At 42.1% G+C, this 17315-nt stretch carries 15 protein-coding genes and 1 pseudogene; 13 read left to right on the forward strand and 3 right to left on the reverse strand.

Annotated features, from left to right (window positions below):
• Nucleotides 1-63 precede the first annotated feature (63 nt).
• Nucleotides 64-954 carry a LysR family transcriptional regulator gene (locus BUA17_RS05535; protein ID WP_072732857.1) on the reverse strand — a complete coding sequence of 297 codons (891 nt, stop codon included), beginning with the start codon at nt 952-954 and terminating at the stop codon, nt 64-66.
• Between the two features lie 111 nt (nt 955-1065).
• On the opposite strand from BUA17_RS05535, the gene BUA17_RS05540 reads away from it, so the two are divergent.
• The 4 genes from BUA17_RS05540 to BUA17_RS05555 all read left to right on the forward strand — a co-directional run bounded on the left by BUA17_RS05540 (nt 1066) and on the right by BUA17_RS05555 (nt 7369).
• A complete protein-coding gene (locus BUA17_RS05540) occupies nt 1066-2451 on the forward strand; it encodes an MFS transporter (protein WP_072732858.1) in 1386 nt (461 codons plus the stop codon).
• Between the two features lie 264 nt (nt 2452-2715).
• Nucleotides 2716-4857, forward strand: coding sequence for a M1 family metallopeptidase (locus tag BUA17_RS05545; RefSeq protein WP_139295614.1), 2142 nt, complete (start codon nt 2716-2718; stop codon nt 4855-4857).
• 345 nt (nt 4858-5202) lie between these two features.
• Nucleotides 5203-6648: an amino acid ABC transporter substrate-binding protein/permease gene (locus BUA17_RS05550; RefSeq protein WP_072732860.1), complete on the forward strand. Its 1446-nt coding sequence runs from the start codon at nt 5203-5205 to the stop codon at nt 6646-6648.
• Nucleotides 6641-7369: an amino acid ABC transporter ATP-binding protein gene (locus BUA17_RS05555; RefSeq protein WP_072732861.1), complete on the forward strand. Its 729-nt coding sequence runs from the start codon at nt 6641-6643 to the stop codon at nt 7367-7369. The genes BUA17_RS05550 and BUA17_RS05555 overlap by 8 nt, the downstream gene beginning before the upstream one ends.
• Before the next feature lie 87 nt (nt 7370-7456).
• Here BUA17_RS05555 and BUA17_RS05560 read toward each other — a convergent pair whose 3' ends face one another.
• Nucleotides 7457-8308, reverse strand: a complete 852-nt coding sequence (locus BUA17_RS05560) for a MurR/RpiR family transcriptional regulator (RefSeq protein WP_072732862.1) — start codon at nt 8306-8308, stop codon at nt 7457-7459.
• Between the two features lie 180 nt (nt 8309-8488).
• Here BUA17_RS05560 and BUA17_RS05565 point away from each other — a divergent pair, with 180 nt between their 5' ends.
• From BUA17_RS05565 to BUA17_RS05590, 6 genes are all read left to right on the forward strand, one after another.
• Nucleotides 8489-9508 carry a Gfo/Idh/MocA family oxidoreductase gene (locus tag BUA17_RS05565; protein WP_072732863.1) on the forward strand — a complete coding sequence of 340 codons (1020 nt, stop codon included), beginning with the start codon at nt 8489-8491 and terminating at the stop codon, nt 9506-9508.
• Between the two features lies 1 nt (nt 9509).
• Entirely contained in the window at nt 9510-10496 is a 987-nt protein-coding gene (locus BUA17_RS05570) for a Gfo/Idh/MocA family protein (RefSeq protein WP_072732864.1), read from the forward strand.
• A 134-nt stretch (nt 10497-10630) separates the two neighbouring features.
• Complete coding sequence (locus BUA17_RS05575) at nt 10631-11632, forward strand: LacI family DNA-binding transcriptional regulator (RefSeq protein WP_072732865.1); 1002 nt, start codon at nt 10631-10633, stop codon at nt 11630-11632.
• Nucleotides 11633-11887: 255 nt separating this feature from the next.
• The gene (locus BUA17_RS05580; protein ID WP_072732866.1) at nt 11888-12574 is read left to right on the forward strand and encodes an SDR family NAD(P)-dependent oxidoreductase; all 687 of its coding nucleotides are present in this window, start codon (nt 11888-11890) and stop codon (nt 12572-12574) included.
• A gap of 77 nt (nt 12575-12651) precedes the next feature.
• Nucleotides 12652-13560: an AraC family transcriptional regulator gene (locus BUA17_RS05585; protein WP_072732867.1), complete on the forward strand. Its 909-nt coding sequence runs from the start codon at nt 12652-12654 to the stop codon at nt 13558-13560.
• A gap of 230 nt (nt 13561-13790) precedes the next feature.
• Nucleotides 13791-14783, forward strand: coding sequence for an aldo/keto reductase (locus BUA17_RS05590; RefSeq protein WP_072732868.1), 993 nt, complete (start codon nt 13791-13793; stop codon nt 14781-14783).
• 66 nt (nt 14784-14849) lie between these two features.
• On the opposite strand, the gene BUA17_RS05595 is transcribed toward BUA17_RS05590, so the two are convergent.
• Nucleotides 14850-15755, reverse strand: coding sequence for an AraC family transcriptional regulator (locus BUA17_RS05595; RefSeq protein ID WP_072732869.1), 906 nt, complete (start codon nt 15753-15755; stop codon nt 14850-14852).
• Between the two features lie 193 nt (nt 15756-15948).
• On the opposite strand from BUA17_RS05595, the pseudogene BUA17_RS31540 reads away from it, so the two are divergent.
• The 3 genes and pseudogenes from BUA17_RS31540 to csaA all read left to right on the forward strand — a co-directional run.
• Nucleotides 15949-16275 (forward strand): annotated as a pseudogene (locus BUA17_RS31540) (EamA family transporter); the annotation flags it as partial.
• A gap of 6 nt (nt 16276-16281) precedes the next feature.
• On the forward strand, nt 16282-16827 hold the full coding sequence (locus tag BUA17_RS31545) for a DMT family transporter (protein ID WP_244552115.1): 546 nt from the start codon (nt 16282-16284) through the stop codon (nt 16825-16827).
• Between the two features lie 57 nt (nt 16828-16884).
• Nucleotides 16885-17217, forward strand: a complete 333-nt coding sequence (gene csaA, locus BUA17_RS05605; RefSeq protein ID WP_063564985.1) for a chaperone CsaA — start codon at nt 16885-16887, stop codon at nt 17215-17217.
• The last annotated feature ends 98 nt before the right edge of the window (nt 17218-17315 follow it).

The raw sequence follows: 17315 nt of genomic DNA on the forward strand, positions 1-17315 counted from the left end.
ACAAAAGACTACAACAAAAGACCTCGCTCTCACTTACGTCGGTGAGCGGGGTCTTTGTAATGGTCATTCAGCAATTGGTTTGCACATTGCACCAAAATAATCTATAACTACGCTGCGAAACGCGATAGCTGCTTTTGAGATATATCTGTTTTTATGCGACAATAAAGCAATTTCCCGCACAAGGTTCTGATCCTCGATTCGGAGATATACAATGCGTTCCTGCGGGTTTCTTGCTGTATTGGGTATAAAGGCAATCCCAATCTCCGCCTCCACAAGTGCAGTTAATCTTGCAGGCTCATCTCCTTCATAAACATACTTCGGTACGAATCCGACGGATTGGCATTTGGAGTCCACCAGATCACGAATACCATATCCTTTTGTCACCCCCACAAACCACTCATCCTTAAGCTCCTCTAATGTGATGCTGCTTCGATCCGCATATCGATGACCGAGAGGCACAGCTATTACAATCGGGTCCTGGAACAGCATCTGACATTCGATATCATCTCCCTGGATTGGAGGGGAAGACAGGCAAAAATCAATTTCGCCTCGGTGGAGAAGGATGGACATGTCTTCCAACGTAACCATTTGTACATGAAACTGAACATTCGGCTTATTTTTTCGGAATTCCCGCAAGATTCCTGGTAATGTGCTTGCTGTAGTGACTGCCAATTGAAGTGTACCGTGATCCGGGTTGGAGAGATCAGCAATTTCCTGTTTTCCCTGTTCCAATTCGAATAGGGCTTTTTCGGTCCGTCGGAGGAATGTTCTTCCGAATTCGTTTAACCGCAGCTTTCTGCCCAATCGATCAAATAACGGTGCACCCAAGTCATCCTCCAAACGTTGTATTGTCTTGCTCAGTGAGGATTGAGTGACATGCAGCTTACCCGCAGCTTCCGTAACATGTTCACATCGGGCTAACGTTAGAAAATAGCGTAGCTGAAGAAGTTCCATTTCGCACCACTCTCTTATTCCTTTTAGTTCATCAAATCATAACATAAAATGCGTTGGAATAAATAAAGGGATTCCATTAAGATGACAACAGAAGAAGGAGGGGTATACATAATGAACGCTCGAAATATATGGTTAATGATATCTGTAGGCTTGGGAATCATGCTGAATCCGCTCAATTCCTCCATGATATCTATAGCGATTGCAAGACTACAACAGGAGTTTATACTTGATGTTACGACCGTGTCATGGATTATTTTTTCCTTTTACATTGCAAGTGCTGTGGCTCAACCGGTCATGGGCAAGTGCAGTGATCTGTTCGGCCGCAGAAAGATATTCCTTATCGGTCTGGTTGTTGTCTTTGGTTCCTCCATGTTAGCTCCGTTATCTCCGGACTTTTCTTGGCTTATCGTATTTCGGATCATTCAATCTGTTGGCACAAGCATGATGGTAGCCGTCGGAATGGCGATTGTAAGAATCCACGTTACTGAGAAGCAGGCTGCTGCCCTGTCTATCCTTGCGATGTTCCTGTCCGGTGCAGCCGCGATAGGCCCTTTTATTGGCGGTGTATTGATCCATTGGTGGGATTGGCAAAGTATTTTTCTAGTGAATATTCCATTGGTGATCGCAAGCTTTATATTCGCCTGGAAAACCATTCCCAAAGAAACGACCCTCAAAACCAACCATGGTGACATGTCCATGAAGAAATGGTTCCTGCTGATTGATCCGCAAGGCATACTCTTGTTCACAGTCGCATTGGTGACTCTGCTAATGAGCGTGCTTTCCGTTAAATCAACCGGACATCTTTTAACTTGGCACCTTATGGCAGGGGGGATCGGTTTGCTTGCATTAGCAAGTTTTATACGACATGAATTGAAAACAGCCTCCCCTTTTATTCCGCTGAAAGTATTTGCCAAATATCCTGAAATGACCTGGGTTAATGTACAATTTATGCTGGTTAACACTCTGTTTTACGCTCTGTTTTTTGGTGTGCCATCTTATTTACAGCAGGTACGCCATCTGAACGAAGTTCATACAGGACTAATGATGCTAACCCTCGGTTTATGTTCACTCATCAGTTCTCCTTTTGCCGGACGCTGGATTGACAAATCAGGTACACGGCCAGCTTTGATCGTTTCAGCGGTGTTAATGACGTTCGGGTCCATCTTGATTGTGGCATTGGATAAGACTTCACCAGTGGTGAATGTCATCTTGCCCTTATCTGTATTTGGTATAAGTAATGGGCTCAACAGTGTTGGTATGCAGGCGGCTTTGTTTAAGAGCACACCCAAAGATATGATCGGTGTCGCTTCAGGTATTTTTAATACATCGAGATATCTGGGGACCATTTTGTCATCGTTGTTGATTGGAATTGTCATGGGAGACACATTCAGTTTTATAGGATTTCAAATGCTCGGAATCATCCTGACGGTATTAGCTGCATCTTTAATCATGATGACCTTACGACGCCAGAAATCATCGGCAACGCAGACGTTATAGTGTCGAATCTCACAATTCACATCATTACGTAGTCATATATTGCTTTCGAAATTGAAGCGGAGACAATCCGATATAGCGTGCTCATTTAATACAAACAGCTTCTTTTTTTAAACGAAATTTAAGATACGCATTAATCCAGTGTAAGGTTGATCTTCTATACTTGCCTCTGAGCTTCAAAAATCATTCGAGGGAGAGATTTATATCAATCATTCACGTTCATACACATCAAATCGAATCAGAATAACAGCCATCAGCGCACTCGCTATGATTCTGACCACATGCCCGATCATAAGTACGGGTAGTGCTGCCGCTAATGCAGCTCCTGTATCTGCTATTTCACAGGCCACAAAAGATATTCAGGCTCAAGCGCCTATCCAATATCGAATTCAAGCCCGGCTGGATGAGAAGAAGATGACCATAGAGGGGAGTGAATCCATTACTTACAGAAATACGAGCAAAGATACATTGAAGCAACTGGTTTTTCATGCTTATGCTGATGCCAATCTTTCGGAATCGACACAGACGACCATGTTTAAACATTCCAATGAAGAGATTAGCAAAAATAACCCTGATAAGAAACCGGAAGACTTTCTTGGAGGAATTGATATTGAGAAGGTGACGACCGGTGGGCAAGCCCTTGATTTCAGTAATAAAGACCAAGCGATGTCGGTGAAATTGGAGCAACCCCTTCAGCCTGGTGAATCCGTGACGGTTCAAGTCCATTTTAATCTGAAGATTCCCTATGGCTCACAGCGGTTATCGTATTACAAAGATATTATCAATGGGGCTCATTGGTTCCCTGTAATGTCAGTCTATGACGAGGCCAAGCATGAATGGGATAGCAAACCTTACAGTAAAACATTTGAAACGGATTATTATACTTCCGCGGATTATGAAGTTCAGTTCAATGTTCCCGATCAATATCAGGTAGTTATGCCTGGTACGATAACCACACGGGAGGATGCAGAGACTGGACGCAAACTGGTATCCACCGTAGCCAAGAATACGAGGGAGTTTGCTTTCTTTGCCAGCCCGAACTTCAAAGTGGACAGCGTAACCCGGAATGGCCTCACCGTAGAGTATTATTATTTTGACAACCAGCCAGGTAAGAAAAAGATCGTTGATGGGTATGTTGATCAAGCATTCAAAGCCATTGATTTTTTCAGTGATAAATACGGTAAATACCCTTATCCTGAATTCCGGATTGTTGAATCATATGTAGAAGGTGTAGCTATCGAATATTCAAGGCTTATCCAAATGGGGCAAATCGGAATAAATTCTGCTCCAGAACAGGACACCGTATTTGTGCATGAAATCGCGCACCAGTGGTTTCATGCGTTAATCGGGAATAACTCGGAGACAGAGTCTTTCCTGGACGAAGGATTTGCAGATTTCTCCAAAGTGTATTTTTCTGAGAAGCAGGGGGATACGATGAATGGGTTCAAGTCCATCCAATTTGACGATTCCACTGTGGATAAGGCCATTGCTTCAACTAATGACGAGGTGGGAGATTGGGCAAGCCCAGTTTATTACGATAAAGGCCGCCAAGCGATATACCAATTGTACCGTTCCGTCGGGGAAGAGAAATTCGATGCCTTTATGAAAGAGTATTTTAAACGTTATGTATACCAAAACGCTACGATTGACGGACTTCTGCAAACGATAGAAGATGTACTGGGGAAAGAGGCGCGAGATGATATGAAGACGGCTTTATATGTGCCTAATTTTGCGCTGAAGCCCGAATATCAACTGTCGAACGAGGAGAAAACGGCATATCTGCATGATCAGTTTCAATCGTTGTATGAATCAGCATTAACTCAGGTTCCGAATTTACCTTTTGAAACGATGAGCCGTGTGATGGATAAAGCCCTTCAAGGTGAGCCATTAGCCATTGTGCTCAGTGATCAGGAGAGCAAGGCAGCGAACAAACAACAGGAAGCTATGGTAAACCAACTGACAACTCTGCTGGATTTAACCGGAGTGAAGTATGACCTGATCCAGGACCGGCAGGAATTGAAGCAAAAAATGAAAAAAGAACTAGCTACCAGCAACCTGATTGTACTTGGTAACGCCAAATCAAATGGTTTTGTACAAGCATTAAAATCCAGCATTATAGACCGTGCTACCCATATCGGGTTTAAATGGAAAACGACTATGAACCAACCGTCTGCTGCTGGAGCCTATGTGATCAAACACCCTTATAATCAAAATCGTTTGATGCTGCACTACTTCTGGAATGAAGATCATCTGAGCAGTGGGAGTCTTGAACCATTTATGATGAAGATGCAGCAATCCATTGGATTCAGCAGCGCTTATTATCAGTACTATATGTTGGACAAGACGGGCAAGGTAACCCTGGATAAAAAAGTGGAAAATCCACTTTCAAAATTATTCGCTGAGGAATAACCCGAAGTGTTCATTCTTATAAAGAAAGATTAAATACCTTGGCAATTGTCATCGGAAGATCATCATATTGTTTGTTATAGAGTCGCCTATATGGCGACTTTTTTTATTTAAGTTCAATTTAGGTTTTTAAAAGTAGTCCTGAAGGGTAAATATAACGTGGATCTTTAAATGGATGTCAAATAAAACGTTGCGGAGGAAAGTGAAGAATGTTAGGGAAAGCATTGATTGTTAATATACTGCAAATAATAACAATATAATGTGCAAAGACACCTAAAAATGTACGACAGTAACATCAATGACAAGAAAATGATTAGGATTCGGAGAACACCGAGATGAGGAGGACATATGAAAACAACCAAGGTCTCATTTTTTGTACTATCACTAATTCTGCTCCTAGTGGCGGGGTTATCCGGATGGTCGGGGGATGCCAATGCAAACTCCAATTCAGGTAAAACCTATGTGATCGGTACGGACATCACATTTGCACCGTTTGAATATCAAGATGAAAACGGGGATTATGTAGGCATCGATATGGATTTGCTGGATGCGATCGCCAAAGACCAGAACTTTAATTATCAAATCAAAGCCCTGGGATTTAATGCGGCTGTGCAAGCTCTTGAGTCCAATCAGGTGGATGGCGTTATTGCCGGGATGAGTATTACAGATGAACGGAAACAAAAGTTTGATTTCTCAGAGCATTACTATGAATCAGGCGTTGTTATGGGGATTAGTGCCAATAATGATACTGTAAAAAGCTACGAAGATCTTCGCGGAAAAAAGGTCGCCGTGAAAACGGGCACAGAAGGATACAGCTTTGCTGAATCCATCGCCTCAAAATATGGTTTTACCATTGTTCCATTCGACGATTCTTCGCAAATGTATGATGATGTGAAAACTGGAAACTCGATTGCATGTTTTGAAGATGAACCAGTTCTAAGATTTGGGACAAATCAGAATAACGGTTTGAAAATCGTGACCAAGAAAGAAGACGGGGCTTCCTACGGATTTGCAGTAAGTAAAGGGCGAAACCAGGAACTTCTAAAAATGTTTAATGAAGGATTAGTGAATATCAAGGCTAACGGTGAATTTAAGCGCATTACCGAGAAATATCTTGGTGAAAATGCCGTTGTCGCAAACCAAGGTCGTTGGGAATTAGTCCAAAAATCTCTGCCGGCACTGTTCAAAGGTTTGGGAAATACCCTCTTATATACGATAATTTCGCTGTTTTTCGCTTTTATCATCGGCTTGATCTTTGGCTTTATGAAAGTGGGTCAAAATAAGTTCCTTCGTGGGGTCGCTACTGTATTTGTGGATATTTTCCGCGGGATACCGTTGATCGTCTTGGCATTCTTTATTTATTTCGGAATTCCTCAGGCCATGGGCTTCACCATGCCACTGTTCCTGGCCGCCATTCTCACGTTGAGTCTGAATGCAGGGGCGTACGTAACGGAAATTATACGCGGGGGTATTCAATCGATTGATCGTGGACAGATGGAAGCTGCCCGTTCATTGGGACTTCCTTATCGCAAAGCGATGATAAAGATTGTAATCCCTCAGGCCATACGGGTTATGATTCCTTCATTTATTAATCAGATGGTTATTACATTGAAAGATACGTCGATCTTGTCCGTCATTGGTCTGGTGGAGTTGACGCAATCCGGTAAGATTGTCATCGCAAGAACTTTCGCCTCTTTCGACATTTGGTTGACTGTTGCGATTATGTACCTGATTGTTATCATCACATTGACTAAAATTGCTGACTACCTGGAGGTGAGGGTTCGTCGTGGGTAAAATTAACGTTGAAGGATTAAAGAAAAGTTTTGGCACGAACCATGTGTTGAAGGGCATCGATATATCGGTCAACGAAGGTGAAGTTGTCTGTGTCATTGGACCTTCAGGTTCAGGTAAAAGTACGTTTTTGCGCTGCATTAACCAGTTAGATGAGATCACAGCTGGACGGGTTATCGTAGATGATCGGGATCTAAATGATCCCAAAACGAACATTAACAAAGCTCGCGAGAACATAGGTATGGTATTTCAGCATTTTAACCTGTTTCCTCATTTCAGCGTGCTCAAAAATATCATGTTTGCACCCAGAGAACTTGGGATTTTAAAAGAACAGGAAGCACGCGATACGGCACTTCGTTTGCTGGATCGGGTTGGTTTGTCGGATAAAGCTGACAGCTATCCCAACCAACTTTCGGGCGGACAAAAACAGCGCGTAGCAATCGCTCGTGCGCTTGCCATGAATCCGGACGTTATGTTATTCGATGAACCAACTTCGGCGCTCGACCCCGAGATGGTAGGCGAAGTCCTTGGTGTAATGAAGGATCTTGCGAGCGAAGGTATGACGATGATTATCGTGACCCATGAAATGGGGTTTGCCCGTGAAGTTGCGGATCGGGTTGTCTTCATGGACGGTGGATATGTTGTAGAACAGGGCACTCCTGATGAAATATTCGGAAATCCAAAAAATGAACGGACGATCAGCTTCCTGGAGAAAGTACTCTAAAACCATACCAAAAAGCCTTCAAGGCTTCGTTCTTGAAGGTTTTTTGGTATGTTGTAATTACCTGGTTCTACACCCGGACCTCTCATATCACTCATCCAAATTGAAATTCTTCAACGAATAAGTAGTCATTTGCATGTTATTGGCGTAGTCAATTTGAAAAATACAGGAATAAATCACGTTTAATACGTAGTCAAAGGCAATTTGTGATGAAAATGTACCGATCTTTGCATGTTTTGTTTCGTCATTCGGCACCTGGATACAGATCGTGCTCATTTTGGCCAACTCACTTTGATGATTCGCGGTAATCGTAATAAATGGAATTTTTTCACGCGAGAAATGTTGGGCTGCCTTTAGGAAAATGGGCGATTTTTCATGATAGGTCAAAAAAATGGCGCAATCCTGTGGGGTAAGATTTATGGTGTGGTAGGCCCATTCAGATAGCTCTGTTGTGATCACGACGTATTTATTGATTTTAATCAATTTATTCTGAAAGCTCTTCGCGCGAATCTGAGAATCCCCCAACGCATAGATGAAGATTCGTTTCGCCTGATCGAGCAAATGGGCTGCTTCTGTTAGAGAGGCTTCATCCATAAAAGCAAAGTTTTTCTCAATCGTTTCTTTCATTAGTTCAGCTATATCTTTTGCCACCTGGAGTGAAGATTCACCGAGAGCGAACGGATAATTGGGATCGATATTGGAGATGTTCTGAGCATCTTGTTGAAACTCTCGAGCAAGCTTAATGCTGAACTCCTTAAACCCCGAAAGTCCAAGCTTATGAGTCAATCGATTGATGGCAGAATGTGACGTGTATGTAGCTTTGGCAAGCTCTTGAATATTCAAGTGAAGCATTAGCTCCTTATGAGTCAGAATATAAGAAGCAATGCTTTTTTCATTTGGTGTAAAGTTGTTCATGTCTGTTAATTGGGTCAATATTTTCAACAGGTTCACCCCGGATTCATTGAAATAACGTTGATGTAGAGCGTCCAGTAAACATTTTGTTTAAAGAGAGGGCATCCGAAATACGAATTATTGGTCAAATGTACCGTAATTTCTTCAAAGCTCCTCCGGAGGATTTTCTTCTTCTATAATAAATGAAAAAGAGCCTAAGGGGGAATTCATATGTTAACCATCGGTTATATTGGCAATGGCAAAAGTACAAATCGTTATCATCTTCCTTTTTCATTGAATCGGGATCATTTGAAAGTAAAAACGATATACGCCCGTCATCCGGAGAAAACAGAGTGGGAGAAGGCTCCTGGTGTTCTGTATACAGATGATCTTGCAGCTTTAATGAATGACGATGACATTCAGTTGGTCGTGGTCTGTACACATACCGAATCCCATTATGAGTATGCAAAGAGGGCACTTGATCACGGAAAACATGTACTTGTTGAAAAACCTTTTATGCTGACCAAAGAAGAAGCCGAATCCATTTTCCAATACGCCAAAGAAAAAAATCTCTTGATTCAATGTTATCAGAACCGACGATATGACTCGGATTTTCTGACGACCAAGAAAGTGATTGAATCAGGAAAGCTTGGCGATTTGCTGGAAGTGGAGATGCATTACGATTATTATCGACCGGAGATTCCGAATGCTACCACCCATTTTTCCAAATACAAAAGTTATTTATACGGGCACGGTGTTCACACCATTGATCAGGTATTATCCTATTTCGGGCAACCGGACAAGATACATTACGATGTTCGTCAATTACTGGGTCCTGGCAGAATGAATGATTATTTCGATCTAGACTTTTATTATTCTTCGCTGAAAGTATCAGTCAAATCCAGCTTTTTCCGCTTAAAGCCACGCCCGAGTTTTGTAGTATACGGCAAAAAGGGGGTATTCGTAAAACAAACTGAGGATCGTCAAGAGGAACATCTGAAGTTATTTTACCTTCCCAAAGGACATCCCGATTTTGGTAAGGATATGCCTCAGCACTATGGCGTACTGACGTATCTGGATGAAGAAGGAATCTATCATGAAGAAAAAGTAACTTCTGAACAAGGCGATTATGCAATAGTGTACGACGATATCTATGAAGCCATCAACCATGGCAAAGAAAAAGTGATTCAAGACCAAGAAACGATCGCGGTTATGGAAATATTAGAAAAAGGTATGGAGGAGTGTAACTAATATGAAACTCGGAATTGTCGGAGCTGGAATGATTGTAAAGGATCTATTGAGCTTTATTCATGAAATTCCAGCGATTACCTTGGAGGCCATATGTTCCAGACCTAGTCATCTGGATAAATTGCTGACTCTGCAAGAGCAGTATGGAATTGCTCGAATACATTTAGAATATAGCGAAATGATTACGAATGATGAAGTGGATACGATCTATATCGGGCTTCCGAATCATCTTCATTATGCATATGCCAAAGAAGCGTTATTGGGCGGCAAACATGTTATCTGTGAGAAGCCGTTCACTTCCAACCTGCAAGAATTTCTTGAACTTAAAGAGACTGCACGGCAAAAACAGCTAGTGTTGGTCGAAGCCATCACAAACCAATATTTGAAGAACTATTTGTCTATGAAGGAGAATCTGCGCAAACTGGGTGACATCAAAATTGTGGAGTGTAACTATTCCCAATATTCATCCCGCTATGAGGCTTTTCAGGCTGGAGAAGTGCTGCCAGCATTTAATCCGGAAATGTCTGGTGGAGCCTTGATGGATATTAATTTGTATAATATTCATCTGGTCGTAGGGCTTTTCGGAAGCCCGAAGAAGGTGGAATACTGGGCCAACGTGGAACGCGGAATTGACACTTCAGGCATGTTGCTTTTGGACTACGGTGAGTTCAAGTGTGTTTGCATAGGCTCCAAAGACAGCACAGCCCCCAATGCAATGAACATCCAAGGGAATAAAGGATATATCCATATGACGAGCTCGGCCAACAAATGTGAATCCTTTGATCTTGCGCTTCATAAGGAAACGCCGATTCGGGTAGATATTAAGGATCATCCTCATCGCATGTATGACGAGTTTGTTGAATTCGAGCGTATGATTCGTGAACAAGATCTGGAGAAAGTCACAGCTATGCTTGAGCATAGCGAGAAGGTGATGGAGGTTATTGAACAAGCCAAACAATCTGCCAATCTTGTATTTGGACCTGATCGATAATATATTTTGAAATTTCAGAATGATTGTATTGTAACTTTTTGTGCACTTCCCAAGATGACTGTGTTAAAATGCGGTGAAAGATATAAGAATTCATGTGTCAGTGAACCAATAACAGTCTTCTTGGGGAGTATTTAATGATAACGATTAAAGACGTAGCAAAGTTAGCGGGTGTCGCGAGTTCAACCGTGTCCTATGTACTCAACGGCAAAAAACATGTAAGTGAGCACACAAGACAGAAAGTACTTGCAGCAGCAAGTGAGCTTAATTACATCAAGCATGGAGCCGCATCCGAATTAAAGCGAAAAAACACACAAACGATTGGTGTTATTGTTCATGATATGTCCGTCCCCTATTTTTCCGACTTGGTGAGTGGGATTGAATCCAGCGCCATAAGTCAGGGATACGACTTGATCGTATGCAGCTCTTTAGGCGGAGAGCGATCGACAGCTGCACGCTTTATCAGGGAGAGAAGGCTGGACGGCGTGATTGTAATCGCTGAAAATATTGAAGATGAGTTGTTGTTGCAGGCTGCCGAAACGGGATTTCCTATTGTAGTGATGGACCGGGAACTCCATAGTGAGCATATTGTAAATGTTCTGATGGATGATGAGCAAGGTGGTTATATGGCAACCCGTTTTCTTCTGGATAAAGGTCACCGCGCAATAGCCTATATTAGCGGGCCTTTAAGTTCGGATTGTAATCTGATGCGATATCAGGGTTATCTGAGAGCTATGCATGAAGCAGGGGTGGAAGAGAATGAGAATTGGAGACTTGGCGGCCAATTTCTGAAAACAGGTGGCTACAACGCAGCCAAGTTGCTAATGGAGGGAGAGCTTCCAACGGCAGTCTTTTTTGCGAATGATGAAATGGCCATTGGTGGCTTAGAGGCATTTAAAGAACACCAGGTTTCCATACCCGAAGATCTATCCATTATTGGATTTGATAACATACATGTAACCGAATACTTAAATCCACCTCTTACGACTTTTCGACAACCCAAAACAGATGCAGGCTCCTTTGCTGGACATGTACTCATTCAAATGTTAAAAGGAGAAGCTGTTGAGTCTACTTATAGGATCAATATACAGTGTGTCGAGCGAGACTCTGTTTCGCAGATGATCCTTTCTGAACCATGAGTGCACATACATTTTCAATGAACAGCCCTACAGCCCTAATCACGGGGCTGTTTTTCTTTTTGTAGAAACCATCCATCACATTCGCCATATCTGACACTTGTCTTAAAGTCACAATGTTGACAAGAGGAGAACTCTCCGTTTAATATTTAATAGAGGTTAAGTGGAGAACTCTCCTCTTATCCTTTAAGTACGCCATTTTAGATAATGGTTCAAATTGTTCGCTTCATAATAACAATCTGAGAGGATGGATTGAAGATGGTATTGATGAAGAATAAAGTAGTCATTGTTACAGGTGCAGGAACCGGCCTTGGTAAAGCTGTGGCGATAAAACTGGCTGAAGAGGGAGCACAAGTTGTTTTAGTTGGACGTCGAAAAGAAAAATTGCAGGACGTGGCACAGATCATAAAAAACTCAGGAGGCCAATCTTTGATCATTCCTGCGGATATAACGGATCAGGATGACGTTCAGCGCCTCCGTGACCAAGTGCTGGAGCAGACAGGACGGATAGACGTATTGATCAACAACGCAGGGGGTACAGGTGCGCACATCCCCATTCATGATATGACATTGGAAACATGGGATGATAACATCCGCCTCAATTTATATAGTCCATTTTTGGTGACCAAAACATTTCTTCCAATCATGAGAGCTCAGCATTATGGACGCATTGTATCCATTACTTCCATAATGGCCAATCTGAACTATCCGGGATTCGGGGCATATTCAGCTGCCAAAGCCGGGCTGGAGGCATTAATGAGAACGATAGCAATTGAGGAAGCAAAACATGGAATATTGGTTAATATGTTCGATCCGGGCAATTTGAGAACTGAACAAAATCCAAGGGGTGAGAAGGAACCGAATTCAGTTGTTGATAAAATTGTTAATCTCGCTTCCTTGACGGAAAACGGCTCCAGTGGAGAAGTTGTTAGAGCACTAACGTAGGTTAGAGAAGCCCAAAATGCATTGAATTCCGTTTCCTGTTATTCTATTATTAAAAGCTAAAAAGGCGGGACTAATTCATGTCCATGAGAAACGGAAAGATAATGAAAGCACCACAAGGACTGGAACGTGCACCAGACAAACAAGGAAGCTTAAAGCAGAATGGGTTATCCGTCATTCAATTCTGTTTACACACACAAGGGACAACAGGCTCCTATTTTCTGAAAGATCATATGTTGTTGTTCGTTATATCAGGCATCTACACGGTTCGATTCATGGATCAGGAGTACACTGTACGCAGTAATGAAATGGTGTTTCTTCACAAATCAATTCGCATTGATTACATAAAGTCGGGTGAACAAGGATCGGAGTTCATACTGGACTATATGATGTTTTTCCTGAACGAAAATATGCTTGCGGAGTTTATTCAGTTTTCTGGCTTCAAACCGACGGATACCGTGAATGAAATCATGCCGGTGTCCATTATTCCGGTCAATGAACTCACTCGCTCTTATATAGCGTCATTGAAACCCTATTTCGAAAATCCAGATGAGGTAAAAGACGGTCTGATCCGCCTCAAATTCATGGAACTCCTGTTTCATCTGGCGCAGGCCAACGATCATTTCTTACACCAACTTCTGCTACCGAATCATGATAAAAACAGTAACTTCGGCAAAATAATGGAGGAGAATATCACCAATCCCATCTCCATAAGTGATCTGGCTTATTTGTCCGGCAAAAGCCTGTCTACCTTCAAAAGGGATTTTCAGGACCTCTACCACACTTCACCCTTGAAATGGATTCGTAATCAGAGGCTGGATAAAGCCAAGAAACTGTTGGCCGAGACGTCTCTGTCCGTTACCGATGTCTGTTTCTCAACAGGTTTCGAAAACGTTGCTCATTTTTCCAAAGTGTTTAAGCTTCAGGTCGGGCTTCCGCCCTCGGAGTTTAGACAGCAATGCAAACGAAGCGAGGGAAAAACAACATAAAGCCAGCTTAATCGGTCCATACTTTAAGCATAAGTGACTATGTACCACTGTTGAGTAAAGCGCTTCGCGATAAAATATCGTGAAACGCTTTTTTTCATTATTTGAGACAAATGAGCTAAATAAACAAATCCAATGAGCTTAGCAGCAAAGAAATGCATCTATTTTCTTGTTATTCTTGTCTCATGCGTTACAACGTTGTCTCAACCTAAATGTCTGAGGAGGATTAACCAATGGAATATGTGAAATTAGGAAAGACAGGCATGGAAGTATCTCGACTTTGTCTTGGCTGCATGGGATTTGGTGAACCAGGGCATGGATTTCATCAATGGGTGCTGGATGAAGAGAATAGTCGTCCCGTCATTCAGAAAGCCTTGGAGTTAGGTATTAATTTCTTTGATACAGCAAATGTATATGCAGGCGGAACAAGTGAGGAAATCCTCGGTCGGGCTCTCAAGGACTACGCTAATCGAGATGAAATTGTCCTTGCAACAAAAGTGTTTTCCCGCATGCATGATGGTCCGAATGGCGCCGGACTTTCTCGAAAGGCAATTATGAGTGAGATCGACAAGAGCCTCAAGAGGCTGGGAACGGACTATGTGGATTTGTATCAAATTCACCGCTGGGACAACCATACCCCTATTGAAGAGACCATGGAAGCATTACATGATGTGGTGAAGGCAGGGAAGGCAAGATATATTGGTGCATCTGCCATGTCAGCGTGGCAATTCCAAAAGGCTTTGTATGTTGCCGAGAGAAATGGATGGACCCGCTTTGTATCGATGCAGAACCACTATAACCTGATCTACCGTGAAGAGGAAAGGGAAATGATGCCTCTTTGTCAGGAAGAGAAAATCGGAGTAATTCCTTACAGCCCACTTGCTTCTGGCCGGTTGACCAGGGATTGGCAGGAAACAACACAACGTTCCGAGACGGATCAGGTTCAAAAGGCCAAATACGATGCGACAGCCAGCACCGATCAATTGGTGGTAGAGCGGGTTGCAGAAATCGCCGAAAAACGCGGCGTTCCCCGTGTACAAATCGCTCTTGCCTGGTTGCTGCACAAGAATCCGGTTACGGCTCCGATAATTGGCGCTACGAAGACATCCCATCTCGAAAATGCAGCTGAAGCTCTGTCGATTGCATTAACATCAGAAGAAATGGCGCGCTTGGAAGAGCCGTATGTACCTCATCCGGTATATGGACTTAATGTTGGATTTAAGTAATGTAAGAAGAAGAACCAATCCGGAAAGCGGATTGGTTTTTTTGAGCAGAACAACAGAGAAAACAGACTAATTCTTTCTTTGTTGTTTGATCTCATTACTCGAATTCCGAAAACCCTTAGGCGTTTGGTTTTGATGTTTTTTGAAAGACTGAATGAAGTTATTTACATGGTTAAAACCAACCCTATGAGCTATTTCAGTTACTGTATAATCGGTTGAAATTAATAACTCCATGCTCTTTTTGATCCGGTACTTAATTAAGTAATCATACGGTGTCATATGAATGGTCTTCTTAAAACTCCGTGTGCACTCCGAGATGCTCAGATGTGCTGTATCAGCAATTTCTTGCAGGGTAATATTCGTTGAATACTGCTGATGGATAAAGCTGAGCATGAGTTGAAGGCGCTCTTGCTGAAGTTTTACATATTTGGGCGCCTCCTCGGAGGAAAGCGTAATATTATGAATCAAAATTAACCACAATTGTACGGTTTTGATGGAAACCTCATATTCCCATCCCCATTTTTTTTTCATATCAAATCTCTTTTTCATATCCCATAACATATCTAGCACAATCTGTTGCCATTCTACATCGCCCTTGATTACTAGCGAAACCAGGGCAGAGTCCGTATAAGGTAATACATAATTTTTCTCCATGGCACTATCCGCGTAGAAGGCTAATAGCTTTTCAGGGAAATTAAAGCTCACATATTGTCCGTTGTGGGTCAGATGCGTCGTAACATGCAGAACTCCCTTATTAATTAGGATAGCTTGACCAGCCAATAGCTCATGATCCATACCGTTTACCTGTATAACTAACCTTCCTTGAGTAACCAATGTAATCTGTAGTTCTTCATGCCAATGCAGGTCATTAAATCCTCTACCTTCAGGAATAATTTTCTCGGAATTAGCTGTGTACATAATGTATGGAAATGAAGCATCAGGGAAAAGGATCGTCTCGTGAAGCTGCTTTGACATTTAAATGTATCCTTTCGAAGATGATATTTATATATAATATAGCGATATTATTACACAATTAAAACATTAACGATGATATTATTATATCCAATCTTTGTTTTATCACTATAATCCTGTGCACAGAATTTGGATAGAACATGTTGAAGGAGCAAGTTTAGAAATGAATAAATCGTTGTATCCGCCTCATCCGTACATGCTGCTATTTATCAGCATTTTGTCCATCTCAATCTCTTCCATATTGATAAAGTCCTCAGAGACGCCAACCTCTGTAGCTGGGATGTACAGATTGTTCATAACCGTAATACTAATGCTTCCTTTTGTACCTTGGAAAAGTCTTCGAAACCTTAAGATGAACAAAAAAGATTGGAGTGTTGTGTTGTTAGCCGGACTCTTTCTCGGGTTACATTTCTTATTTTGGATGGAGTCATTGGTGCATACCTCTGTTGCAAGTTCCATGGTCATTTTATCGTTGCAGCCCTTATTTGTAATGGTCGGGTCATACTTCATCTTCAAGGAACGAGCAAACATGGTTACCATCCTATGCATGGTCACTGCTCTTGCAGGATCAGTCATTATCGCATGGGGCGACATCGGGGTGTCAAGAGAGGCACTGATCGGAGATGGATTATCTTTATTAGGTACAATCGCGGTTTCGGCATATATGCTTGCTGGACAAAAAGTAAGTCATAAAATCAATGCAAATGTGTACAGCGTTATTGTTTTCTTCCTTGCGGGAAGTGTCTTGCTTATCTACAGTCTATTCAATCATATCTCCCTGACCGGATATAACACTTCAGATTGGATGTATTTCTTGTTGCTTGCCATAATTCCAACCATCTTTGGACAATTACTAATTAATCTATTATTGAAATCTTTAGGCGCAACGACTTTATCTGTGGGTATTATTGGAGAGCCTGTTCTTGCCATCATACTCGCCTTTGTATTTCTGGGAGAAACCATCTCTCTGTTTCAGTTTATAGGCGGGATGCTGACCGTACTCGGCATGGGGGTTTATTTTTGGGCAAAATCATTGCCTTATACCACTTCTAACGTTTCTGAGTATCGAACTTGACATGAATTTACAGGAATTATTCTAACCATTAGACAAGTAGAAGAGGAGAATATATATATGGCTACCATTGATGATTTTTTGAAACTGGATATTCGCGTCGGAACCGTTACAAAAGCTGAGTTTTTTGCAGAAGCGAAAGTGCCTGCGATCAAACTTGAGATTGATTTTGGGCAAGACATTGGAATAAAAAATTCTAGTGCACAAATTACTAAAAGATATGCCGCCGAGGAACTGATCGGGAAACAAATCATAGGGGTAGTCAACTTTCCACCGCGCCGGATAGCCGGGTTTAAATCAGAGGTATTGGTTCTGGGAGGAATACCCGAAAAAGGGGATGTCGTTCTGTTAAAACCAGATATCAAACTGCCCGATGGAACTCCGATTGGATAATAGCTCGTTTTGTCATATTGGCGTAACAGACAACGGGTAAGATGGCTATCGAGGTGATTGACTTTGAAGAAAATATCAACCAAATCGAGTTGGCCTAT

Source organism: Paenibacillus sp. ov031, from assembly GCF_900143165.1.
Taxonomy (GTDB): Bacteria; Bacillota; Bacilli; order Paenibacillales; family Paenibacillaceae; genus Paenibacillus; species Paenibacillus marchantiae.

What these genes read in the sequence shown, in the direction of transcription:
- BUA17_RS05535 (WP_072732857.1), bottom strand. Translation starts at nt 954, where the DNA reads ATGGAACTTCTTCAGCTACGCTATTTTCTAACGTTAGCCCGATGTGAA.
- BUA17_RS05540 (WP_072732858.1), top strand. Translation starts at nt 1,066, where the DNA reads ATGAACGCTCGAAATATATGGTTAATGATATCTGTAGGCTTGGGAATC.
- BUA17_RS05545 (WP_139295614.1), top strand. Translation starts at nt 2,716, where the DNA reads ATGATTCTGACCACATGCCCGATCATAAGTACGGGTAGTGCTGCCGCT.
- BUA17_RS05550 (WP_072732860.1), top strand. Translation starts at nt 5,203, where the DNA reads ATGAAAACAACCAAGGTCTCATTTTTTGTACTATCACTAATTCTGCTC.
- BUA17_RS05565 (WP_072732863.1), top strand. Translation starts at nt 8,489, where the DNA reads ATGTTAACCATCGGTTATATTGGCAATGGCAAAAGTACAAATCGTTAT.
- BUA17_RS05570 (WP_072732864.1), top strand. Translation starts at nt 9,510, where the DNA reads ATGAAACTCGGAATTGTCGGAGCTGGAATGATTGTAAAGGATCTATTG.
- BUA17_RS05575 (WP_072732865.1), top strand. Translation starts at nt 10,631, where the DNA reads ATGATAACGATTAAAGACGTAGCAAAGTTAGCGGGTGTCGCGAGTTCA.
- BUA17_RS05580 (WP_072732866.1), top strand. Translation starts at nt 11,888, where the DNA reads ATGGTATTGATGAAGAATAAAGTAGTCATTGTTACAGGTGCAGGAACC.
- BUA17_RS05585 (WP_072732867.1), top strand. Translation starts at nt 12,652, where the DNA reads ATGTCCATGAGAAACGGAAAGATAATGAAAGCACCACAAGGACTGGAA.
- BUA17_RS05590 (WP_072732868.1), top strand. Translation starts at nt 13,791, where the DNA reads ATGGAATATGTGAAATTAGGAAAGACAGGCATGGAAGTATCTCGACTT.
- BUA17_RS05595 (WP_072732869.1), bottom strand. Translation starts at nt 15,755, where the DNA reads ATGTCAAAGCAGCTTCACGAGACGATCCTTTTCCCTGATGCTTCATTT.
- BUA17_RS31545 (WP_244552115.1), top strand. Translation starts at nt 16,282, where the DNA reads ATGGTTACCATCCTATGCATGGTCACTGCTCTTGCAGGATCAGTCATT.
- csaA (WP_063564985.1), top strand. Translation starts at nt 16,885, where the DNA reads ATGGCTACCATTGATGATTTTTTGAAACTGGATATTCGCGTCGGAACC.